We start from the raw sequence: 22,035 nt of genomic DNA, 5'->3' as shown, positions 1-22,035 counted from the left end.
CGCGCCCGCAGCGGCGACCGCCGGGTGGTCATCACCGGCATCGGCGTCACCGCGCCGGGCGGCATCGGCGTCAAGGCCTTCTGGGAGCTGGTCGCCGCCGGGCGCACCGCCACGCGGGCCATCAGCCTGTTCGACGCCTCCGGCTTCCGCTCCCGGATCGCCGCCGAGTGCGACTTCGACCCGGCCGCCCAGGGGCTGTCGCCGCAGGAGGCGCGCCGCATGGACCGCGCCGCCCAGCTCGGCGTGGTCAGCGCCCGCGAGGCGCTGGCCGACAGCGGCCTGACCGGCGTGCCGCCCGAGCGGCTCGGCGTCGCCGTCGGCAGCGCCGTCGGCTGCACCATGGGGCTGGAGGAGGAGTACGTCGTCCTCAGCGACGGCGGCAAGCGGTGGCTGGTCGACCCGGCCTACGGCGTGCCCCAGTTGTACGGGTACATGGTGCCCAGCACCATCGCCGCCGAGGTCGCCTGGGCCGGCGGCGCCGAGGGCCCGGTCGCGCTCATCTCCACCGGCTGCACCGCCGGCCTGGACTCGGTCGGGCACGGCTACCAGCTGGTCAAGGAGGGCAGCGCGGACGCCGTCGTGGCCGGCGCCACCGACGCGCCGATCTCGCCGATCACCGTCGCCTGCTTCGACGCCATCAAGGCCACCTCGCCCAGCAACGACGACCCCGAGCACGCCTCGCGCCCCTTCGACATGGAGCGCAACGGCTTCGTCCTCGGCGAGGGCAGCGCCATCATGATCCTTGAGGAGCGTGAGGCCGCGCTGCGGCGCGGCGCCCAGGTGTACGCCGAGATCGTCGGGTTCGCCAGCCGCAGCAACGCCTTCCACATGACCGGCCTCAAGCCCGACGGCCGCGAGATGGCCGAGGCCATCAGGGCCGCCATGGCACAGGCGCGGCTGGACCCCGCCGAGGTGGACTACATCAACGCCCACGGCTCGGGCACCCGGCAGAACGACCGGCACGAGACGGCCGCGTTCAAGGCCGCCCTCGGCGAGCGGGCCTACCAGGCGCCGGTCAGCTCCATCAAGTCCATGATCGGCCACTCGCTCGGCGCGATCGGCTCCATCGAGCTGGCCGCCTGCGCCCTGGCCATCAAGCACAACGTCGTCCCGCCCACCGCCAACCTGCACACCGCCGATCCCGAATGCGACCTGGACTACGTGCCGCTCACCGCGCGCGAGCAGCCCGTGGACGTGGTCCTGAGCGTCGGCAGCGGCTTCGGCGGGTTCCAGACGGCCATGCTGCTGGCCCGCGACGACGCCGGCCCCGGAGGCGGCCATGACTGAACCGAACCGACGACCCGGCGCCCGGCCGGTCGTCACCGGGCTCGGCGTCGCCGCGCCCAACGGCCTGGGCACCCAGGCCTACTGGGCCGCGACGCTGGACGGCAAGAGCGGGCTCGGGCGGATCACCCGCTTCGACGCCGAGCGCTACCCGGTGCGCGTCGCGGGCGAGGTGTCGGAGTTCGACGACACCGAGCACGTGCCGAGCCGCCTGGCCGTGCAGACCGACCACTGGAGCCACCTGGGCCTCGCGGCCGCCGACATGGCCCTGCACGACGCGGGCGTCAAACCCGGTGACCTGCCCGAATACGAGATGGCGGTCGTCACCGCCAGCTCCTCGGGCGGCACCGAGTTCGGCCAGCGCGAGATCGAGAAGCTGTGGAGCCAGGGGCCTTCGTACGTCGGGGTCTACCAGTCGATCGCCTGGTTCTACGCCGCCACCACCGGCCAGATCTCCATCCGCTACGGCATGCGCGGCCCGTGCGGGGTCATCTGCGCCGAACAGGCGGGCGGCCTGGAGGTCATGGCCCAGGCGCGGCGGCTGCTGCGCCAGAGCGCCGCCGTCGTCGTCACCGGCGGCACCGACGCCTCGCTGTGCCCCTACGGGCTGGTCGCCCAGATCTCCACCGGGATGCTCAGCCCGCGCGACGACCCCGAACGGGCCTACCTGCCCTTCGACGCCGACGCCTGCGGCTACGTCCCCGGCGAGGGCGGCGCCATGCTCGTCGTCGAGGACGAGGCCACCGCCCGCTCCCGCGGCGCCCGCCCCTACGGAGTGATCACCGGGTACGGCGCGACGTTCGACCCGCGCCCCGAACCCGGGCGCGAGCCCCGCTCCAACCTCGGCCGCGCCATCGACCTGGCCCTGCGCGAGGCCCGCGTCACCCCCGAGCAGGTGGACGTCGTCTTCGCCGACGCCCTCGGCGTGCCCGGCCACGACCTGGCCGAGGCCCGCGCCATCGCGGCGGTCTTCGGGCCGCACGGCGTGCCGGTCACCGCGCCCAAGACCATGACCGGCCGCCTGTACGCCGGCGGGGCGTCACTGGACCTGGCCACCGCGCTGCTGTCGGTGCGCGACGGCGTCATCCCGCCCACCGTCGGCGTGCGCGCCGCCGCGCCCGCCTGCGAGCTGGACCTGGTGCGCAGCGCGGCCAGAGACGGGCCCGTGCGCAACGCCCTGGTGCTGGCCCGCGGCCACGGCGGCTTCAACGCCGCCGTGCTCGTCACGGCCCCCTGACAACCCACCTCGCGACAACGGAGAACGACATGACGACATTCACCCTCGACGACATGAGACGCATCATGGGCGGCTGCGCGGGAGTGCCCGAGACCGTCGACCTCGCCGACGACATCGGCGAGATGACCTTCGCCGACCTCGGCTACGACTCGCTGGCCGTGCTGGAGATGGCCGCGCGCATCCAGCAGGAGTACGGCGTGCGCATCCCCGACGACGCCGTCGACGAGATGAAGACCCCGCAGGCGGCCGTCGACTACGTCAACCGCCGGCTCGCGGCCTGAACCCGGAGGAACGCCATGGCAGGACACACCGACAACGAGATCATCATCGCCGGCCCCATGGACCTGGTGTGGAACATGACCAACGACGTCGAGTCGTGGCCCACCCTGTTCAGCGAGTACTCCTCGGCCCAGATCCTCGAGCGGCGCGGCCCCACCATCCGCTTCCGGCTCACCATGCACCCCGACGCCGACGGCAACGAGTGGAGCTGGGTGTCCGAGCGCACCCCCGACCCGGCCACCCGCACCGTGCGCGCCCACCGGGTCGAGCCCGGCTGGTTCAAGTACATGAACCTGTTCTGGGAGTACACCCAGGTCCCCGAGGCGGTGCGCATGCGCTGGGTGCAGGACTTCGAGATGCGGCCCGACGCCCCGCTCAGCGACAAGCAGATGACCAAGCGCCTCAACGACAGCACCGTGATCCAGATGAACCGCATCCGGCAGCTCGTCGAGGAGGCCGCCGAGCAGTCCCCCGCCACGCGCCTGACCACCTCCTGAAGCGCCCGCGCCCCCGCGCCGGTCCCCGCACGCCTCCCCGCTCCCGCCAGAACGCACGCCAGACAGAACAGACAGGAAGAGAACAGTGGGCATGAACCACCACGACCAGAAGGACCACGACGGCACCGTCTACCGCGTCATGGTCAAGATGCGGATCCACCCCGGCATGGAGCGGGACTTCGAGAAGACCTGGCGGGAGGTCGCCTCCACCATCGCCCGCCAGCCCGCGAACGTCGGCCAGTCGCTCGCCAAGAGCCCCGACGAGGACGGCGTCTACTACATCGTCAGCGACTGGGAGAACGAGGAGAGGTTCCACCAGTTCGAGCACAGCGCCGAGCACGCCGCCAACCGTATGCGCCTCGACCCCTACCGCGACGCCGCCGGCACCTCGATGACCCCCATGCTCGTCTCCTCCCGCCTGGGCGAGCGGCCCGCTCCCCAGCCGGGCCGCGTGCGCGTCGCGCTGTACCTCAACGAGCCCGAGTCCGACAAGGGCTCGATCGAGAGCGCCTACCACCAGATCAGCACCACCCTGGCCGGCCGGGCCGGGCTGCGCGGCAACGAGTTGCTGCGCTCCCTGCGCGACCCGCGCCGCTACGCGGTGCTCAGCGAGTGGGACGACCTGCCCGCCTACCGCGAGTGGGAGCGCAGCCCCGAACACCTGCCCACCACCTCGCCGCTCGCGCGCTACCACGACAAGAACCTCGGGATCTTCGGCTCCTACGAGGTCGTGGCCGCCTACTGACCGGCCCGGCCGGCCCCGGACGCGCGCCGCCCGGGGCCGGCGCCCGCGGACGCGACGCCGGCGCACGACGACCAACATGGAGGTATCCGATGCCGTACGCGATGATCACCTTCCGGGTGAGGCCCGGGCACGAGGAAGAGCTCACCGAGCTCTTCGGCAACTCCCCGCCCCTCGAGACGCCCGTCGTCACCGACGAGCACGGCGAGGAGACCGCCCGGCTGCTCGGCACGGGGGTCTTCGTCAAGGACGACGTGCTGGTGCGCCTCATCCACTACCAGGGCGACTTCGCGGGCATCGCCCGGCATCTGGCCTCGCAGCGGCACGTGCACACCATCGAGAAGGACATCGTGCCGTTCCTGGCCGACGCCCGCGACACCGGCACCCCCGACGGGTTCGCGGCGTTCTTCCGCGACGCGATGATGCGCTGCGTCACCCAGTCCGAGAGCCGGGCGCAGACCAGCCCGCTGTGAGCCCGCCGGGCGGGCCCCGCGCCCGCCCGGCCCGCGGTCCCGGGCGGCACGCACCCCGCCCGGGGCCGCCTGGAAGCGACCGCCGCCGCGAACGGAGCACGAGCATGTCCAACGACGACGGCATCGACGTCATCGCGGCCGTGGAACGCGAGACCGCCGGCCTGTTCGCCCAGGCCGACCGGCTGGTGGAGGCCCTGGCCGCGCGGGCGGGCCTGGACGCGGCCCGCTTCCGCTGCCTGGCCGCGCTGCGCCGCCAGGGGGCGCTGCCCCTGCGGCGGCTGGCCACGCTGGCCGGGCTCACCGAGCGGGAGGCCGGCGAGGCCGTCGCCGGCATGGAACGCGACGGCCAGGCCATCCTGCGGGGCACGCCGGAGGGCCCCGGACAGGACGGCCCGGCCGCGGGAGTGATCGTGGAGCTGCACCCGGCCGCCGACCGCGCCTGGCTGGAGCCGGCGCTGCGCGAGCTGCGCGAGGCCTGGTTCCCGCTGACCCGGGGCAGGTGTGACGATCTGGCGCTGGTCGCCGGGTTGATGGCGCGCAGCCGCAGGCTGACCGACCTGGTGACCATGCTGCGGCACCCACCGGACCCCTTTACATTGTAGATTAACGGCGGCCGGTTAAGATCGGCGCGTGGACGTCCCCGCCGTACCCGACGACGGCCCCGGCGCCGTCACGCCCGCGGGCGATCCCTACGTGGTCTACCTCGGCGCCCTCACCGGCGCCGAGTCCCGCCGCACGATGCGCGGCTGCCTCGACCGGCTCGCCCGCGTCATCACCGGCGACCCCGCCGCCACCGGCGCCGGCCAGCCCTGGCACCTGCTGCGCTACGAGCACACGGTGCGCATCCGCGCGATCCTCGCCGAGCGCGGATGGTCGCCGGCCTACGTCAACAAGCACCTGGTGGCGCTGCGCCGGGTCATGCGCGAGGCCTGGCGCCTCGGCCTGATGACCGCCGAGGACTACCACCGCGCCGCCGACCTGCCCACCCTGGCGCACGCCCGGCTTCCCGCCGGGCAGCACGTCCCGCCGGAGGTCGCCGGGGCGGCGCTCGCCGCCTGCGACCAGGACGCCTCCCCCGCCGGGGCCCGCGACGGCGCGCTGCTGGCCGTGCTGTACTCCACCGGCTGCCGCCGCGCCGAGGTCGCCGGGCTCGCCTTCGGCGACTACGACCCCGCGGCCCGCTCCCTTCGCGTGCGCGGCAAGGGCGACAAGGAGCGCCTGGTCTACCTGACCGCCGAGGCGGTGGCCCGCACCGAGGCGTGGCTGGCCGTGCGGGGACGCGAACCCGGCGCGCTGTTCTGCCCGGTCAACAAGGCCGGGCGGCTGCGCGCGCCCGCCGGGCGTCCGGCGCCGATGACCGGGCAGGCCGTCGCCGACATCGTCGCCCGCCGCCTGGCCGCCGCGGGCGCCGCCAAGCGCACCCCCCACGACTTCCGGCGCACGTTCATCGGCGAACTGCTGGACGCGGGGGTGGACCTGGCCACCACCCAGGCGCTGGTCGGGCACGCCTCGCCGGTCACCACGGCGCGCTACGACCGCCGGCCCGAGAGCCGCCGCCGCGAGGCCGTCGACCGGCTGCGCATGCCCGACGCCCGCCCCCTGCGCCCCGGCGCGCCCTGACACCGCCCGTCCCGGCCGGGCGCCCCGTCCGCGCCTCATCGGCCCTGCACCCGGTCTCCGCGCGGGCGTCTATCGGCGCCTCTGGGGCCGGCGCCCTTGGATCCGGCCCCAGGGGCGCCGGTGGGCGATCGGCGTGCTCAGGCGTGGCGGGCACGCCAGGTGGCGGCGTCCAGGCGGTAGAGCACATGGCGGCGCAGCGGGCTGCCCTCATCGATGCGCGGGTGGTCGAAGTCGTCGGCCGGATCGCACGTCATGCCCAGGCGCCGCATGACGGCCTGGGAGCGGAGGTTGGTGGTCGCCGTCATGGAGACCACCTGGTCCAGCCCGGCCTGGCCGAAGGCGTGCCCGAGGCTCGCCGTCGCCGCCTCGGTGGCGTAGCCGTGCCCCCAGGCCGAGCGGCGCAGCCGCCAGCCGACCTCGACCGCCGGGGTGAAGTGCGCCTGGAAGGTCTGCGGCGCCAGGCCGGTGAACCCGATGAACTTCCCGCTGCGGGCGACCTCCACCGCCCAGAGCCCGAAGCCGTGCTCCTCCATGAGGGACATGATGCGCCCGGCCAGCGCGTCGCTCTCCTGCCGGGTCAGCGGGGCGGGGAAGTGCTCCATCACCTCGGGATCGGCGTTGAGTTCGGCGAAAGGCCGCAGATCGTCCTCGCGCCAGCGCCGCAGGATGAGCCGTCCGGTCGTCAGCATGATCTCCATTGTGGCGCACGCGCTCGGGGACTCCCGCGCCCCGCGGGACCCGGTCGCCCACCGGCCGCCCGCGGCGGGCGGCCCGCCGCGAGCGGGGGTTAAGGGGTCCCCCTGGGGGCGCCCTGTGAGGGGGCGGGGTTCGGCCACGCTGACCTCACGGGTGTCACGAGTGTGCTTAACTGTAAGCAGCCGATGTGGTTTGTGTCCCCCGGGCCGCAATTACCGCCTTCACGGAATACCGTTCGGCTGGAGCCGTGTTGTGCATCTCGCCGAGGAGGCGACCGCCACATCGGCCTAACAACGAAGCGCCCCGCAGGCACGCCTTGCGGGGCGCTTCGTTGTACCGCGATGTAACAGTTTGTGGGCGGGCGTAACACAAAGTTGCCCGTCTGAGTCGTATGGTGGGCCTTGGTCGTCCGCACACCGGGAGAGTCCGTGCTCTATCGCCTCACGAAGATCATCAGCAGTCCCGTCCTGCGCCTGCTGTGGCGCCCCAAGGTGATCGGGGCCGAGCACGTCCCCTCGGCGGGGGCCGCCATCCTGGCCTCCAACCACCTGTCCATCCTGGACTCGGTGTTCCTGCCGCTCATGCTGCCCCGGAAGGTGACCTTCGTCGCCAAGAACGAGTACTTCACCGGCAACCGCCTGATGGCCACCTACATGCGGGCCACCGGGCAGGTCGCCATCGACAGAGAGAGCGCCGCCGCGGCGCAGACCATGCTGGACGCGGCCGTGCAGGTGCTGAAGGCCGGCGAGCTGTTCGGCATCTACCCCGAGGGCACCCGCTCCCCCGACGGCAGGCTCTACCGGGGCAAGATCGGCGTCGCATGGCTCGCGCTGACCACGGGCGCCCCGGTCATCCCGGTCGCCATGGTCAACACCGAGCGCGTGCTGCCTCCGGGGGCCTCGGTGCCGCGCCTGGCCAAGATCGGCGTGCGCATGGGCGAGCCGATGAGCTTCACCGGCGACCCCGCCCGCGCCAGGGACCGCCGGGCGGTCACCGACGAGGTGATGGCGGCGATCCAGCGCCTGTCGGGCCAGGAGTACGTGCCCGCCTACGCCGCGAGCCTCAAGGAGCAGGCCAGGCGGGCCGCCTGAGGGACCACCTGAGGGGGCTTGAGGAGGCCGCCTGAGGGCACCGCTTTCCGGCCGCTTCCCGGCGAAGCGGCGGGCGCCGCCGACCGGTCGCGCTAGGCTCGTGGCGACGTCCAGACACCGGGGGGTAAGGCGTGCCGCGCGGCCGTACCATCGCGATCACCTCCGCCGTCACCGTGCTGGCGGTCGGAGCCGCCGCCGGCGGCGCCTACTACGTGCTGCACACCAGGGGCAGCGCCGAGCAGACCGCGGGCCACTTCGCCGCGGCCTGGTCACGGGGCGACCTGGCGGCCATGAAGGCCGACCTCGCCTCCCCGGCGCCCGGCTTCGAGGCGGCCTACGCCGAACCCGCCGACCGGCTCGGGGCCGAGAAGGTCGCGGTGCGTCTCGGCACGGTCACCCCGGCGGGCGACGGCCGTGCCAAGGCCGCCTACACCGCCACCATGACGCTGAAGAACATCGGCGACTGGACCTACACCGGCTCACTGGACCTGATGGTGAAGGACCACCACTGGAAGGTCGCCTGGACCCCGGCGGCCGTCCACCCGGCGCTGACCGGCTCCACCCACCTGGCGCTGAAGACCACCTGGCCCGGGCGCGCCGCCGTCGAGGACGCCTCGGGCGGCCGCATCGACAACGGCGACGCCGGCGGGTCGGTGCAGCAGCTGGTCGGCTACCTGGACAAGGCCACCGCCAAGGACGTCGCCAAGCTCGGCTCCTCCTACAAGCCGGGCGACGCGATCGGCCGCGGCGGCCTGCAGGAGACCTTCCAGCAGCGGCTCGCCGGGGTGCCGACCACGATCATCACCACGGTCGACGGGTCCAAGAAGACCGTCCAGACGCTGAAGACCATCGACGGCTCGCCGGGTTCGCCCGTGCGCACCAGCCTCGACCCGGCCGCGCAGAAGGCCGCCGTCGCGGCCGTGCGCGACCTGGACAAGCCCGCCTCGCTGGTCGCGATCAGGCCCGCGACCGGTGAGATCCTCGCCGTGGTCAACAACCGCGGCGGGTTCAACCGCGCCCTGGACGGGCGCTACCCGCCCGGGTCCACCTTCAAGACCGTCACCGCCGCGGGGCTGCTGGCCGAGGGCCTCACCCCCGGCCAGAAGGTCACCTGCCCCGAGAAGGCCACCGTCGGCGGGCTGGCGATCCGCAACTCCGACCACGAGGCGTTCGGCTCGCTCACCTTCCTCGACTCCTACGCCCACTCCTGCAACACCACCTTCGCCCCGCTCGCCGCCCGGCACCTGGGCGGCGGCAAGCTGTACCAGGTGGCCTCCGAGATGGGCTTCAACCAGCCGCTGTCCATCGGCGTCCCGGCGGCCAAGGGCAGCATGCCGGCGCCGACCAGCGACGCCGACCTGGCCGCCGAGTCCTTCGGGCAGGGCCGCATCACCGCCAGCCCGCTGGTGATGGCGACGGTCGCCGCCGCGGTGGCCGACGGCACCTGGCGCCCGCCGACCCTGGTCCCCTCGATCAAGCAGAAGTTGCAGCCCCGTCCGCTGCCCGAGACGGTGACCGGGCCGCTGCGCACCATGATGGCGGCCGTGGTCGGCAAGGGCACCGCCAAGAGGGCCGGGCTGCCGAAGGGCACGGCGGGCAAGACCGGCACCGCCGAGTTCGGCACCGGGCCGAAGCTGGACTCCCACGCGTGGTTCATCGGCTTCCGCGGCGAGGTGGCGTTCGCCGTGGTGGTGGAGGCCGGCGGCATGGGCGGCGAGGTGGCCGCCCCGGTGGCCGCCCGCTTCCTGCGCGGCCTGCGGGGCTGAGGGTCACCGGGACCGCGAAAAGCCATCCCCGCGGCCGCGGGGATGGCGGGGGTCACATCGGCAGGGCCGCCGCGTCGTGGCGGAACACCATGATCAGCAGAGTCGCGATCAACGTGGCGATCAGCAGCCAGCTCACGAGGATGATGATGGTCGAGCGGCTGGGACGGCGCCGGCCGCGGTGGGCGCGGGCGGCGCGCTTGGTCCGCTGGCTCTCCCGGCGCTCGACACGCTCGTTGAACGACTCGAGCCGGGCGGCGAGTCGCGGGTCCTCGTCGGTGAGGTAACTCTCGATCTGGGCAAGCATTCGCTCCTCGTCCTGCGACCAGGCCATGCCGCACCTCCCGGCGACGCAAGCGGTGTGCCGACGTTCTGCCCAACGACGAAGATCTTTAGCCGTTTCGAGGCCTCCTTTTTGCCGTCAGTTTGGCGCGGTTGCGATCACCTTCGAAATCCTGTTCTAATCAGGGTCATGCGCTGGGACAACCTGCGCCTGACCGACGCCGGCCAGGGCGCCTCCGAGGCGCCGCTGTTCGCCCGCGGCGCCGTCGCCAGAACCTTCGACACCCCCGAGTTCCGTGGCATGACCTTCTATGAGATCCATGCCCGCTCGATCGTCAACCGGGTGCCCGCGGCGTCCCAGGTTCCCTTCCAGTGGACGGTCAATCCCTACCGCGGCTGCTCGCACGCCTGCGTCTACTGCTTCGCGCGCAAGACCCACACCTACCTCGACCTCGATTCCGGCCGCGACTTCGACTCCAAGATCGTGGTGAAGGTCAACGCCGCCGAGTTGCTGCGCAAAGAGCTCGCGGCGCCGCGCTGGGGCGGGCAGCCCATCGCCATGGGCACCAACGTCGACTGCTACCAGCGGGCCGAGGGCCGCTATCGCCTGATGCCAGGCATCCTGGCCGCGCTGCGCGACGCCCGCAACCCCTTCTCCGTCCTGACCAAGGGCTCGCTGATCCTGCGCGACCTCGACCTGCTGGCCGAGGCCGCGCAGGTCACCGAGGTGTCCACCGCCCTGTCCATCGGCTCGGTGGACGACGAGCTGTGGCGCTCGGTCGAGCCGGGGACGCCCCGCCCGGCCGCCCGGCTGGAGGTCTGCGCCGCCCTCACCTCCCGCGGTCTGTCCTGCGGTGTGCTGATGGCGCCGATCCTGCCCTACCTGAGCGACTCGCCGCGGCGGCTCGCCCGCACTGTCGAGCTGATCGCGCAGGCAGGCGCCACCGACATCGTGCCGATCGTGCTGCACCTGCGGCCGGGCGCGCGCGAGTGGTTCCTCGGCTGGCTCGGCCGCGAGCATCCCCGCCTGGTCCCCCGCTACCTCGAGCTGTACGGCCGCGGCGCCTACGCGCCGCAGGCCTACCGGTCGCGGGTCGTCCAGCAGGTGCGCGAGCTGGCCGAGCGCGCCGGGGTGGGCCGCTCCCCACGGGCCGGCAACGGCGGCGTCCGGCTCCCGGTCCCGGCGACCCCGGCGGCGGCCGGCCCCGAACAGCTCTCCCTGCTCTGAGGCACGGGGCGATCCGTCCCTCTGGCGACCTATATGGGTGATTGTCTCCGCTGTTGGGTATTTAACGCGCGGGATGCGTCGAATATGACGCATTCAACATAAAAGCCGTGAGACACAGGGGGAACCATGGCAGGAGCGGCGCGGAAGAAGTCCAACAAGGTTACCGGGAAGGCCAAGAAGGCGGCCATCAAGGCCACGCGCGAGATGAAACAGAACAAACGCGAGGAAGAGGACCGACGCGAGACCGGTCCCGACGAGACCCGGTGACCCGCGCGGCGCCTCCCGCCAGGATGAAGCTCACGCTCGGGGCATTCCGGGCGCCCAGGTGAGCGGCGTGGTCAGGCACCCGTTGCGCGTCGCCGCGCCGGTGGGGGCGCCCGCCCGTCACGCCCGGCGGGCGGTGCGCGGCCCGGCCCGGCGCCGGGGACCGGCATCGGACAGCATCGCCGGCGGTCTCGACGCGGCGGCCCCGGGTGCCTGATCATGGGAGGCCCACCCGAACGCGAGGATCCATGTCCGTGTACGTGCGCTTCCCCACCCTCTTCGGCGAGGTGGTCGTCTTCGCCGCCGAAGACGACCTGTGGATGGTGTCCGCCGGCGGAGGCAGGGCCTTCCGCCTGACCGCGGGCGTCGCCGAGGCCGGCTATCCCCGCTTCTCCCCCGACGGCTCCCGGCTCGCCTTCGTGGGCCGGGAGGAGGGCCCCGAAGAGGTGTACGTCATGCCGGCCGACGGCGGGACCGCCCGGCGGATGACCTACGACGGGGCGCTGTGCACGGTCACCGGGTGGGACCCCTCCGGCGCGATCATCTACGCCAGCGACGACGGCCAGCCCTTCGACCGTCGCAAGTGGCTGCACCGGGTCGACGCCGACGGGGTCTCCCAGCGCCTGCCCTACGGGCCGGCCAACTCCATCTCCTACGGCCCCGGCGGCGCCATCGTGCTCGGCCGCAACACCGCCGACCCGGCGCGATGGAAGCGCTACCGCGGCGGCACGGTCGGCGACCTGTGGATCGACCGCGAGGGCGAGGGCGTGTTCACCCGCCTGATCTCCCTGGCGGGCAACCTGGCCTCGCCGTGCTGGGCGGGCGAGCGGGTGTACTTCCTGTCCGACCACGAGGGCATCGGCAACGTCTACTCCTGCACGCCCGCCGGGCAGGACCTGCGGCGGCACACCGACCACGGCGACTACTACGCCCGCAACCTGTCCGGCGACGGCGACCGGCTGGTCTACCACGCGGGGGCCGAGCTCTATCTGCTGGACCCGGGCGAGGGCGAGTCGCGCCGCGTGGAGGTCCGGCTGGGCAGCTCGCGCACCCAGCGCAACCGCCGGTTCGTCTCGGCCGCCTCCTACCTCGACAGCGCCCGCCTGTCCCCCGACGGCGGCGGGCTGGCGGTCACCACGCGCGGCAAGGCGTACTCCTTCGGCGGCTGGGAGGGGCCGGTGCGCCAGCACGGCGAGCCGGACGGCGTGCGCTACCGCCTGCTGACCTGGCTTGAGGACGGCAGGCGCCTGGTGGCGGCGGCCAGCGACGACGGCGACCGCGAGGTGCTGGTCGTGCTGACCGCCGACGGCAGCGCCGCCCCGGTGCGGCTGACGGAGCTGGACACCGGCCGAGCCATCGGCCTTGAGGTGTCACCGGCCGCCGACAAGATCGCGGTGACCAACCACCGCAACGAGCTGCTGATCGTCGAGCTGCCCTCCGCCGGGAACGGCGCGGACGTCCCCCGCCCGGCGGCGGAGGAGCCCGCGCCGCCCGCGCCCGCCACGGCGGACGCCTCCGACGCGCCCGGTGCTCAGGGCGGCACGCCCGCACCCGGCACTCCAGCGCCCGGCGCCCCCGCGTCCGCGTCAGGCGCTGCGGTGTCCGGCGCCGCGGTGTCCGGGGAGGCCCTGACCGTCGGCCTGGGCGCGGTGGCCGAGGACGCGGCCGGCGCCGCGGCCGGGCCCGGCGTCCCGGCGGCGCCCGGCCAGGACGCCGCTCCCGGTGCGGCGGCCGGCGGGGAGGCGGGCGGGGAGGCGCCTACGCCGGGGCAGGCCGCGCAGGCCCCCGGGCACCCGGCCCCGACGTCCCCGCAACCGGCGCGGCAGGGTCAGGCGCCGCCCGCCTCCGCCGGATCCGGCGCGCCCGCACCGGCCGAGCCCGGCGGGGCGAGGATGACCGTCGTCGACAGCAGCCGGTTCGGGCGCATCGAGGACGCCGTCTGGTCCTCCGACGGCCACTGGCTCGCCTACACCTTCCCCGACACCGCGCAGACCACGGCCATCAAGCTGTGCCGGGTGGACACCGGCGAGACCTACCGCGCCACCCGGCCGGTGCTGCGCGACAGCAGGCCCGCCTTCGACCCCGAGGGCCGCTACCTGTACTTCATCGGCCAGCGCGTCTTCAACCCCGTCTACGACTCCCTGCAGTTCGACCTGGGGTTCCCGCAGGGCACCCGCCCGTACGCGGTCACGCTGCGCTCCGACGTCGGCTCCCCGTTCGTGCCCGAACCCCGTCCGCTGTCGGGCGACGCCTCCGCCGCCAAGGACACGGCCAAGGACACGGCCAAGGACGCCGCCACCCGCAAGGACGAGCCGGCCGCGCACCCGGGCTCCGGCGAAGCGGGCGGCCCGGCCACCGGCGACCGTGCCGCCTCCACGCCCGACGGGAAAGACGACGACCGAGACGACCGAGAGGACCAGGACGACGACGAGGAGGAGCCGCTGGAGATCGAGCTGGAGGGCATCGAGCGGCGGGTCATGGCCTTCCCTGTGCCTGAGGGCCGCTACGACCGTGTGGCCGGCACCAAGGACAAGGTGCTGTTCACCTGCTTCCCCGTGGAGGGCAGCCGCGGCGACGAGTTCGCCCCCGAGCCGGCCTCCGGCACGCTGCAGGCCTACGACCTCATCAAACACAAGTGCGACACCCTGGTCTCCGGCGTCGGCGACTTCCGCCTGGGCCAGGACGGCACGACGCTGCTCTACCGCTCGCGGGGACGACTGCGGGTGGTCAAGGCCGGCGAGGCGCCGCCGGACGACGACGCTCCGGGCCGGGCGTCGGGATGGATCGACCTGGACCGGGTCAAGGTGTCGGTCTGCCCGGAGGCCGAGTGGCGGCAGATGTTCCGCGAGGCGTGGCGGCTGCAGCGGGAGAACTTCTGGGTGCAGGACATGGCCGGCATCGACTGGGACGGCGTCTACGAGCGCTACCTGCCGCTGGTCGACCGGGTCGGCACCCGCGGGGAGTTCTCCGACCTGCTGTGGGAGCTGCTCGGCGAGCTCGGCACCTCCCACGCCTACGAGAGCGGCGGGGAGTACCGGCCCCGCCCGCACTACTGGCAGGGCAAGCTCGGCGTCGACTGGTCCTACGCCGACGGGGTGCACACGATCGCGCGCATCGTCGCCGGCGACCCGTGGGACCCCGAGGCCACCTCGCCGCTCAACCGTCCCGGCCTGGACGTGCGCCCCGGCGACGCGGTGCTGGCGATCAACGGCCAGCCGGTGGGGGCGGCGGCGGGCCCGGCCCGGCTGCTGGTCAACCAGGCCGACCAGGAGGTCGAGCTGACGGTCAGGCGCGGCGACGGGCCGCCGAGGACGGTGACCGTCAAGGCGATCTCCGACGAGCAGCCGGCCCGCTACCGCGACTGGGTGGAGGCCAACCGCGCCCGCACCCACGAGCGCACCGGCGGCCGCGTCGGCTACCTGCACATCCCCGACATGGGCCCCGACGGCTACGCCGAGTTCCACCGCGGGTTCCTGGCCGAGTACGACCGCGAGGGGCTGGTGGTGGACGTCCGGTTCAACGGCGGCGGCCACGTCTCGGGGCTGCTGCTGCAGAAGCTCGCCCGGCGCCGTCTGGGGTACGACTTCCCGCGCTGGGGCGTGCCGGAACCCTATCCGGCCGAGTCGCCGCGCGGCCCGCTGGTCGCGGTCACCAACGAGTGGGCCGGGTCGGACGGCGACATCTTCAGTCACACCTTCAAGCTGCTCGGGCTCGGCCCGCTGATCGGCAAGCGCACCTGGGGCGGGGTGATCGGCATCTGGCCGCGCCACCGGCTGGCCGACGGCACGGTGACCACCCAGCCGGAGTTCTCCTTCGCCTTCGACGACGTCGGCTGGCGGGTGGAGAACTACGGCACCGATCCCGACATCGAGGTGGACATCACCCCGCAGGACTACGCGCGGGGCCTCGACACCCAGCTCGAACGGGCGATCGACGTCGCGCTGGAGCGCCTGGCCCAGTACCCGCCGCACACCCCCAACCCCGCCGACCGCCCCCGCCTGGGCGCCCCCCTGCTCCCCCCGCGCGCGTAGACCCCGGCCTCCCCCCGCACGCATGGACCCGGCCGAGGCCGGGCCGCGCCCCATCGTGACCGGCGGGGCGCGGCCCGGCGTCCGCACCGCCCGCCCGTTCCTGCGAAAGTTTCATCACCGGCCGGATCGCGGACGGTGCGGCCCGGCATGGTCAGGGCCGGTGAGGTCGCTGCGGCTGGAGGAAGCGGCGGGGGTGCGCGGGCTCGCGCCCTTGACGGGGCCCCTGAGGTGCTGTGTGATGCGGGCCACACCCCCTCGGGTCACCTGAATAAGAGGCACCCCGACTCGCCGATCGTTGTTAACGCTAACAATGACCTGGCGATGATGCGCACCGGACACCTCTCATTCGCGGTGAAAGTGGACGGATCAGCCTTCCACCTGGTGTTAGCGCTAACACGCAAGCGAGAGAGGTCCTCATGCTCCTGCGAAACCTGAGAAAGGCCGCCGTGACGGGCGCCGGCGTACTGCTCGCCGTCGCCGGCCTGGTGGGCTCCGGCACCGCCCAGGCCGCGACGTCGCAGCCGTGTGACATCTACGCCTCGGGCGGCACGCCGTGCGTGGCGGCGCACAGCACGACCCGAGCCCTGTACGGCGCCTACAGCGGCCCGCTGTACCAGGTGCGCCGATCCTCCGACAACACCACGCGGGACGTCGCCCCGCTCAGCGCGGGGGGTGTGGCCAACGCCGCCACGCAGGACGCGTTCTGCTCCGGCACGACCTGCCTGATCACCATCATCTACGACCAGTCAGGGCGCGGTAACCACCTCACCCAGGCGCCTCCCGGCGGGTTCTCCGGCCCGGCCGCCGGCGGGTACGACAACCTGGCCAACGCCACCGCCGCGCCGGTCACGGTGGGCGGGCAGAAGGCGTACGGCGTCTACGTCAACCCGGGTACCGGCTACCGCAACAACCGGACCTCGGGCATCGCGACCGGCGACCAGCCGGAGGGGATGTACGCCATCTTCGACGGGACGCACTACAACGGTGGTTGCTGTTTCGACTACGGCAACGCCGAGACCAACAGCCGCGACAACGGCAACGGCACGATGGAGGCCATCTACTTCGGCAACATCAAGGTGTGGGGCTACGGCGCGGGCAACGGGCCGTGGATCATGGCCGACCTGGAGAACGGCCTGTTCTCCGGGGTGAACCAGCACTACAACGCCAATGACCCCAGCATCAGCCACCGGTTCCTGACCGCGATCGTCAAAGGCGAGCCCAACCACTGGGCCATCCGCGGCGGCAACGCCCAGTCGGGAAGCCTTGGCACCTTCTACAACGGGGTGCGGCCCAACGTGTCGGGCTACAACCCGATGAAGAAGGAAGGGGCCATCATCCTGGGCATCGGCGGCGACAACAGCATCGGCGCCGCCGGCACCTTCTACGAGGGCGTGATGACCTCCGGCTATCCCTCCGACGCCACCGAGAACGCCGTCCAGGCCAACATCACCGCCGCCGGGTACGCGGTGTCGGGCGGCGGCAACCCGCAGCAGGGCGTCCAGATCGTGGGCGGCCAGTCGGGCCGGTGCGTCGACGTGCCGAACTCCAGCACCACCAACGGCACCCAGGTGCAGATCTGGGACTGCGGGAGCGGCACCAACCAGCGGTTCACCTCCACCTCGGGCAAGCAGCTGCAGGTGTACGGCAACAAGTGCCTGGACGCCAACGGGCAGGGCACCGCCAACGGCACCCAGGTGATCATCTGGGACTGCAACAACCAGACCAACCAGCAGTGGAACGTCAACTCCAACGGCACCATCACCGGCGTGCAGTCCGGCCTGTGCCTGGACGCCAACGCGGCGGCCACGGCCAACGGCACCAAGCTCATCCTCTGGGCCTGCAACGGCGGATCCAACCAGCAGTGGAGCCTGCGCAGCTGACGCCTCAGCGGTGAGAGCCGCCCTCGGAAGGAACCCCGGCCGGACGCCGTCCCGTGGCGCCCGGCCGGTGCGGCGAAGGCGGCGGCTCGCCCGCCTTCCCCAGGCACGGCCCAGGGAGGGCGACGGCGGCGGACGGGCACGGAGGTCCCCGCCCCTCGTTCTCCGCTTGGGCGGATGAAGGCCACCGGACGCCGTTCGCATGCGTCCTGGCCGACGACCCGCCTTCTCCCGGCGCGCGCTGGAGGTGGTCTGCGCCGGGTCGGCGGTGCCGGCGTCGCCTACGGCGCCCGGCCCGGTGAACGTTCGGGCAGGCAGAGCCCTATGGCGTCGCGGGCCTGTCCGCCGACAGGCAGGGGCGGCACATCGGCACCTCGACCAGGCCGGTGGTCAGCGACTCGTGGGGATGGGTGCCGACGGCCTCGCCGTCGCAGATGCCCGCCCGCCCGCGGTGCCGGGTGGCGCACAGGCAAAGGCAGGGGCGAAGGCCGCGCTCGTCGCCGCGGCGCCCGCAGACCTCGGCCACGGCCTGGCCCTCCAGGCTCTGGGCGAAGGCGATCATGCGCCGCACCGCCGGGGACCGCGCCCAGACGGCGAACCCCTGGGTGAGCATCACCGCGACCGGACGGGCCGCGCGTCCACCCGAAACCGCCCCGGCGGACGTCCTGGACCCGCCACCGAACGTCTCAGACCCGCCACCGTAGGCCCCGGATCGGCCACCGAACGTGTCGGACGCGGGTGAAGACCCCCCATCGGACCTTCCCGACGCGGATCCGACGCCGCCGCCGGCCGCCCCGTACGCGGGCTCGGGTTCCCGGCCGGCGCGAGGGGCGGGGCCGGCCGGGGCGGCGGCCTCGGGAGGCGCGGCGGTCCAGACCATGGCGTCGGGGCCGGACTCCCAGCCGGCGAGCACGTCGTCGATGGCCGCCAAGGTCTGGTCGGGGTTGCTCACCGGGCTCGTCCTTCCGCGGGCGCGCACCGTCGGCCTGCGCAGGCCGGCCGCCGGTGTTCCCCTCGATGATGCCCGCCGGGTTCGTGCGGTGTCCACGGTGTTCACGCGCGTACCCAGGCCACCCCCTTTACAATGTAGATCACAGGAAGTCGACCGGTACTTTTGTCCTGGCGGACGGCGGATCGGCGTGCCTACCGGCCGGTGGGCCGTGATCCCTACCGTCGTGGACATGAGCGTGAACGCCGTGTCACTCGAAGAGGTGACCAAGAGCTTCGGGGCCGTCCGTGCCGTCGACGGACTGAGCCTCGACATCCCCCAGGGCCAGACGCTGGCCCTTCTCGGCCCTAACGGCGCCGGCAAGTCGACCACGATCGGCATGCTGCTCGGCCTGACCGTCCCGGACGCCGGGCGGGTGCGGGTCTTCGGCGGCGCCCCGAGCGCCGCCGTGCGCGCGGGACGCATGGGCGCCATGCCGCAGGAAGGCGGACTGATCTCCAGGGTGACGGTGCGCGAACTGGTCGCCTTCGTCGCCGGCGCCTACGCCGCCCCGCTTCCGGTGGCCGACGTCCTGGCCACCGCCCGGCTCACCGACCTGGCCGGACGCCGGGTGGACAAGCTGTCCGGCGGGCAGGCCCAACGCGTGCGCTTCGCCCTGGCCCTGGCCGGGGACCCCGACCTGATCGTGCTGGACGAGCCCACCGCCGCGCTGGACGTGGAGGCCAGGCGCGAGTTCTGGGACGGCATGCGCCGCTACGCCGCCCGGGGCAAGACGATCCTGTTCTCCACCCACTACCTGGAGGAGGCCGACGAGCACGCCGACCGCATCGTGGTGATCGACCGGGGCCGGGTGGTCGCCGACGGCACCAGCAGGGAGATCAAGCGCGTCGCCGCGCTCACCACCGTCAGCCTCTCGGTCGACGGCGAGACCTCCTGGCTGGGCCGCCTGCCCGGCGTGAGCATGGTCGAGATCCGCGGGCGGCGCGCCCACCTGCGCACCACCGACTCCGACGCCACCGTCATGGCGCTCGCCGAGGCGCGGGCCGTGCGCGACCTGGAGGTCTCCCCCGCCGACCTGGAGGACGCCTTCGTCGCCCTGACCGGCCGGGGCGCCGCCTCCCCCTCCCCCACCACCGCGGCCCGCGGGGCCGAGGAAGAGAGCGCCGCCTGATGCTCGGCTACGTCCGCCTCGAACTGGTGCGCGTCCTGCGGGACGTCACCTTCCTCATCTTCGGCGTCGCGATGCCCGTGGTGATGTACCTGATCTTCACCACGCTCGGCCTGGCCCCGGGCGACGAGAGGCAGGTCGCGTTGTTCGTCATGGTCAGCATGGCCGCCTACGGTGGCATCGGCGCGGCCTTCAACAACGGCACCGGCCTCGGCGAGGACAAGGCGCTGGGCTGGGTGCGCCAGCTGCGGCTCACCCCCCTCGCCCCCGCCACGGTCGTCGCGGGCAAGACGATCACCGGCATGGTCGTCGTCGTGCCGGCCATCGCCGCGGTGCTCGTGGCCGGCACGCTGGTCAACCACGTGGCCCTCAGCCCGGGCCAGTGGGCGTCGATCATCGCCCTGCTGTGGGCGGGCACGATCCCGTTCACGCTGTTCGGCCTCGGCAACGGCTACCGCCTCACCTCGCAGTCGGCGGGCATCGCCAACTTCGCGGCCAGCATGGGGCTCGCCGTGGTCGGCGGGCTGTGGATCCCGGCCGACCGGTTCCCCCGCTGGCTGAAGGCGATCTCGGAGTGGACGCCGACCCACGGATACGCCGACATGTCCTGGCGCGTCGCCTTCGGCCAAGCCCCGTCCCCGCGCTCGGTGCTCGTCCTGCTCGGCTGGCTGGCCGTCTTCGGCGCCTACGCGCTGTACGGCTACCGGCGCGCCGGCCGGGCGGCGTGAGCGCGCCCCTTCGCGCCGGGCGCGCCCGCGCGGCGGCTAGGTTGTCCCGGTGAACGAGCGGACCTGCGAGGGCCCCGACGACCGTCCCGACCCCGAGTTCGCGGCGCAGGGTCCCGACGCCAACGGTTTCATGATCTGGCTGGTGCTGCTGATCGTCCCGCTGGTGGAGGTCGTCCAGGGCGAGGCCCGGCCGGTGTGGGTCACCGCGCCGGGCCTCTCGGCCGTGGCCGTGCTGTACGTGGTGACGGTCAGGCTGGCGTTCACCGACGCCCGCCGGGCCGAGCGCCTGCCGCTGCCGGCCCTGGGCGCGCTCACCGTGTGGCTCTCCCTGCTGAACGACTCCTTCATCCTGCTGTTCCCCTTGTTCGCCATCGCCTGCGGGGTCGCGGTCAAGGGCATGGGACGCGTCGCCGCGGTGCTGGGCGCGGCCATCGTCGCGGCCACCGGCGTCACGGCCTTCCACGACGGCCTGCTCTCCGGCGGTGACCTCGACTGGGGCTCCCTGCTCGCACTGGGCTGGGGCACCTTCACCGCCGGGCTCGTCCCGGCGATCATACTGAGACTGTTCGAGGTGATCGCGCAGCTCCGCGAGACCCGTGAGGAGCTGGCCAGGACGGCCGTCGCCGAGGAGCGCCTGCGCTTCTCCCGCGACCTGCACGACCTGCTCGGCCACACCCTCTCGGTGGTCGTCGTCAAGGCCGAGGCCGTGCGCCGCGTCCTGCCGGCCGACGTCGAGGCCGCCGCCGAGCAGGCCCGCGACATCGAGCGCATCGGGCGCGAGGCCCTGGCGGAGGTGCGCGCCGCCGTCACCGGCTACCGGGGTCGGGGCCTGGCCGCCGAACTGGCGTCGGCGCACGCCGTCCTGTCCGGCGCCGGAGTGCGCCTGACCACGCGCATGCCGGTGGACGACCTGCCGCCCGAGACCGACGCGCTCCTCGGCTGGGCGGTGCGCGAGGGGGTGACCAACCTGATCCGCCACAGCGGGGCGCACGCGTGCGAGATCACCCTCGGCTCCGGCGACAATGGCATGGTGCTGGAGATCGTCGACGACGGCCGGGGCGGCGCCCGCCGCGCGGACACCGGCCATGGGCTGCGCGGGCTGCGCGAGCGGGTGAGGGCGGCCGGGGGGCTGCTCGAGGTGGACGACCCGCCCTCCGGCGGCTTCCGCCTGCGGGTCACGCTGCCGCGGGAGGCCCGGTGATCCGGGTGCTGCTGGCCGAGGACCAGGGCATGATGCGCGGAGCGCTCGCCCTGCTGCTCGGTCTGGAGGACGACATCGAGGTGGTGGCCCAGGTGTCCTCCGGGGAGGAGGTCGTCGCCGCGGCGCTGGAGCAGCGGCCCGACGTGGCGCTGCTGGACATCGAGATGCCCGGCCGCAGCGGGCTGGACGCCGCCGCCGACCTGCGCGAGCGCCTGCCGTCGTGCCGGGTGCTGATTCTGACGACGTTCGGGCGGCCCGGGTACCTGCGCAGGGCCATGGAGGCCGGCGCGTACGGGTTCATGGTCAAGGACGGCCCGGTAGAGGAGCTCGCGGCGGCCGTGCGCCGCGTCCTGGCAGGCGAGCGCGTGATCGACCCGGCGCTCGCGGCGGCCGCGCTGAGCGCGGGGCCGAGCCCGCTGACCGACCGCGAGCGCGACGTCCTGGCGGCCGCGGCCGACGGCTCGACCATCGCCGACATCTCCCGGCGGCTGCACCTGTCGGAGAGCACCGTGCGCAACTACCTGTCGGCCGCCATCGGCAAGACCGGCACCCGCAACCGCATCGAGGCCGCCACCGCCGCCCGCCACAACGGCTGGCTGTGACGCCGTCCGGCGCCGCTCTTCGC

21 protein-coding genes are annotated in these 22,035 nt (G+C 73.5%); 18 read left to right on the top strand and 3 right to left on the bottom strand.

The genetic code is table 11. The features are described from left to right. The first annotated feature begins 24 nt into the window (after positions 1 to 24). From ACWEN6_RS23785 to ACWEN6_RS23750, 8 genes are all read left to right on the top strand, one after another. A complete protein-coding gene (locus ACWEN6_RS23785; protein WP_354849622.1) occupies positions 25 to 1,287 on the top strand; it encodes a beta-ketoacyl-[acyl-carrier-protein] synthase family protein in 1,263 nt (420 codons plus the stop codon). Then, positions 1,280 to 2,521, top strand: coding sequence for a ketosynthase chain-length factor (locus tag ACWEN6_RS23780; RefSeq protein ID WP_354931302.1), 1,242 nt, complete (start codon positions 1,280 to 1,282; stop codon positions 2,519 to 2,521). The genes ACWEN6_RS23785 and ACWEN6_RS23780 overlap by 8 nt, the downstream gene beginning before the upstream one ends. 29 nt (positions 2,522 to 2,550) lie before the next feature. Next, complete coding sequence (locus ACWEN6_RS23775; RefSeq protein WP_354849248.1) at positions 2,551 to 2,802, top strand: acyl carrier protein; 252 nt, start codon at positions 2,551 to 2,553, stop codon at positions 2,800 to 2,802. Positions 2,803 to 2,817: 15 nt separating this feature from the next. After that, the gene (locus ACWEN6_RS23770) at positions 2,818 to 3,297 is read left to right on the top strand and encodes an SRPBCC family protein (protein WP_354931305.1); all 480 of its coding nucleotides are present in this window, start codon (positions 2,818 to 2,820) and stop codon (positions 3,295 to 3,297) included. A gap of 91 nt (positions 3,298 to 3,388) precedes the next feature. Continuing rightward, positions 3,389 to 4,042 carry an antibiotic biosynthesis monooxygenase family protein gene (locus ACWEN6_RS23765; protein WP_354849244.1) on the top strand — a complete coding sequence of 218 codons (654 nt, stop codon included), beginning with the start codon at positions 3,389 to 3,391 and terminating at the stop codon, positions 4,040 to 4,042. A gap of 89 nt (positions 4,043 to 4,131) precedes the next feature. Continuing rightward, a complete protein-coding gene (locus tag ACWEN6_RS23760; RefSeq protein ID WP_354849241.1) occupies positions 4,132 to 4,512 on the top strand; it encodes a SchA/CurD-like domain-containing protein in 381 nt (126 codons plus the stop codon). Positions 4,513 to 4,616: 104 nt separating this feature from the next. Next, positions 4,617 to 5,114 carry a hypothetical protein gene (locus ACWEN6_RS23755; RefSeq protein WP_354931314.1) on the top strand — a complete coding sequence of 166 codons (498 nt, stop codon included), beginning with the start codon at positions 4,617 to 4,619 and terminating at the stop codon, positions 5,112 to 5,114. Between the two features lie 28 nt (positions 5,115 to 5,142). Beyond that, positions 5,143 to 6,132 carry a tyrosine-type recombinase/integrase gene (locus tag ACWEN6_RS23750; protein WP_354849235.1) on the top strand — a complete coding sequence of 330 codons (990 nt, stop codon included), beginning with the start codon at positions 5,143 to 5,145 and terminating at the stop codon, positions 6,130 to 6,132. A gap of 137 nt (positions 6,133 to 6,269) precedes the next feature. On the opposite strand, the gene ACWEN6_RS23745 is transcribed toward ACWEN6_RS23750, so the two are convergent. Beyond that, on the bottom strand, positions 6,270 to 6,821 hold the full coding sequence (locus tag ACWEN6_RS23745; protein ID WP_452572852.1) for a GNAT family N-acetyltransferase: 552 nt from the start codon (positions 6,819 to 6,821) through the stop codon (positions 6,270 to 6,272). 435 nt (positions 6,822 to 7,256) lie between these two features. Here ACWEN6_RS23745 and ACWEN6_RS23740 point away from each other — a divergent pair, with 435 nt between their 5' ends. Beyond that, the gene (locus tag ACWEN6_RS23740; protein ID WP_354931320.1) at positions 7,257 to 7,919 is read left to right on the top strand and encodes a lysophospholipid acyltransferase family protein; all 663 of its coding nucleotides are present in this window, start codon (positions 7,257 to 7,259) and stop codon (positions 7,917 to 7,919) included. A gap of 131 nt (positions 7,920 to 8,050) precedes the next feature. Next, on the top strand, positions 8,051 to 9,685 hold the full coding sequence (locus ACWEN6_RS23735; RefSeq protein ID WP_452572850.1) for a penicillin-binding transpeptidase domain-containing protein: 1,635 nt from the start codon (positions 8,051 to 8,053) through the stop codon (positions 9,683 to 9,685). A 52-nt stretch (positions 9,686 to 9,737) separates the two neighbouring features. Here the strand turns inward: ACWEN6_RS23735 and ACWEN6_RS23730 are convergent, their stop codons facing one another. Continuing rightward, the gene (locus ACWEN6_RS23730) at positions 9,738 to 10,016 is read right to left on the bottom strand and encodes a DUF3040 domain-containing protein (RefSeq protein WP_354849224.1); all 279 of its coding nucleotides are present in this window, start codon (positions 10,014 to 10,016) and stop codon (positions 9,738 to 9,740) included. Positions 10,017 to 10,154: 138 nt separating this feature from the next. On the opposite strand from ACWEN6_RS23730, the gene ACWEN6_RS23725 reads away from it, so the two are divergent. From ACWEN6_RS23725 to ACWEN6_RS23710, 4 genes are all read left to right on the top strand, one after another. Next, entirely contained in the window at positions 10,155 to 11,192 is a 1,038-nt protein-coding gene (locus ACWEN6_RS23725) for an Rv2578c family radical SAM protein (protein ID WP_354849221.1), read from the top strand. A 126-nt stretch (positions 11,193 to 11,318) separates the two neighbouring features. Then, positions 11,319 to 11,459: a hypothetical protein gene (locus tag ACWEN6_RS23720; protein WP_452572848.1), complete on the top strand. Its 141-nt coding sequence runs from the start codon at positions 11,319 to 11,321 to the stop codon at positions 11,457 to 11,459. A gap of 245 nt (positions 11,460 to 11,704) precedes the next feature. Next, positions 11,705 to 15,487, top strand: a complete 3,783-nt coding sequence (locus tag ACWEN6_RS23715) for a S41 family peptidase (protein ID WP_452572846.1) — start codon at positions 11,705 to 11,707, stop codon at positions 15,485 to 15,487. A 416-nt stretch (positions 15,488 to 15,903) separates the two neighbouring features. Then, a complete protein-coding gene (locus tag ACWEN6_RS23710) occupies positions 15,904 to 17,367 on the top strand; it encodes an arabinofuranosidase catalytic domain-containing protein (protein WP_452572844.1) in 1,464 nt (487 codons plus the stop codon). A gap of 319 nt (positions 17,368 to 17,686) precedes the next feature. Here the strand turns inward: ACWEN6_RS23710 and ACWEN6_RS23705 are convergent, their stop codons facing one another. After that, positions 17,687 to 18,316, bottom strand: a complete 630-nt coding sequence (locus ACWEN6_RS23705) for a hypothetical protein (protein ID WP_452572842.1) — start codon at positions 18,314 to 18,316, stop codon at positions 17,687 to 17,689. 229 nt (positions 18,317 to 18,545) lie between these two features. Between ACWEN6_RS23705 and ACWEN6_RS23700 the strand changes: the two genes are divergently transcribed. Genes ACWEN6_RS23700 through ACWEN6_RS23685 form a run of 4 tightly spaced genes read left to right on the top strand, consistent with a single transcriptional unit; the run spans position 18,546 to position 22,012 of the window. Next, positions 18,546 to 19,484: an ABC transporter ATP-binding protein gene (locus tag ACWEN6_RS23700; RefSeq protein WP_354920623.1), complete on the top strand. Its 939-nt coding sequence runs from the start codon at positions 18,546 to 18,548 to the stop codon at positions 19,482 to 19,484. Continuing rightward, the gene (locus ACWEN6_RS23695) at positions 19,484 to 20,209 is read left to right on the top strand and encodes an ABC transporter permease (protein WP_354920626.1); all 726 of its coding nucleotides are present in this window, start codon (positions 19,484 to 19,486) and stop codon (positions 20,207 to 20,209) included. The genes ACWEN6_RS23700 and ACWEN6_RS23695 overlap by 1 nt, the downstream gene beginning before the upstream one ends. A 49-nt stretch (positions 20,210 to 20,258) precedes the next feature. After that, positions 20,259 to 21,410, top strand: coding sequence for a sensor histidine kinase (locus tag ACWEN6_RS23690; protein WP_452572840.1), 1,152 nt, complete (start codon positions 20,259 to 20,261; stop codon positions 21,408 to 21,410). Continuing rightward, a complete protein-coding gene (locus ACWEN6_RS23685; RefSeq protein WP_354853891.1) occupies positions 21,407 to 22,012 on the top strand; it encodes a response regulator transcription factor in 606 nt (201 codons plus the stop codon). The genes ACWEN6_RS23690 and ACWEN6_RS23685 overlap by 4 nt, the downstream gene beginning before the upstream one ends. Positions 22,013 to 22,035: the final 23 nt, after the last annotated feature.

This window comes from Sphaerisporangium sp. NPDC004334 (assembly GCF_053602655.1).
Note: the sequence above shows the minus strand (reverse complement) of the source record. Positions and strands in the feature narration are given on the sequence as shown.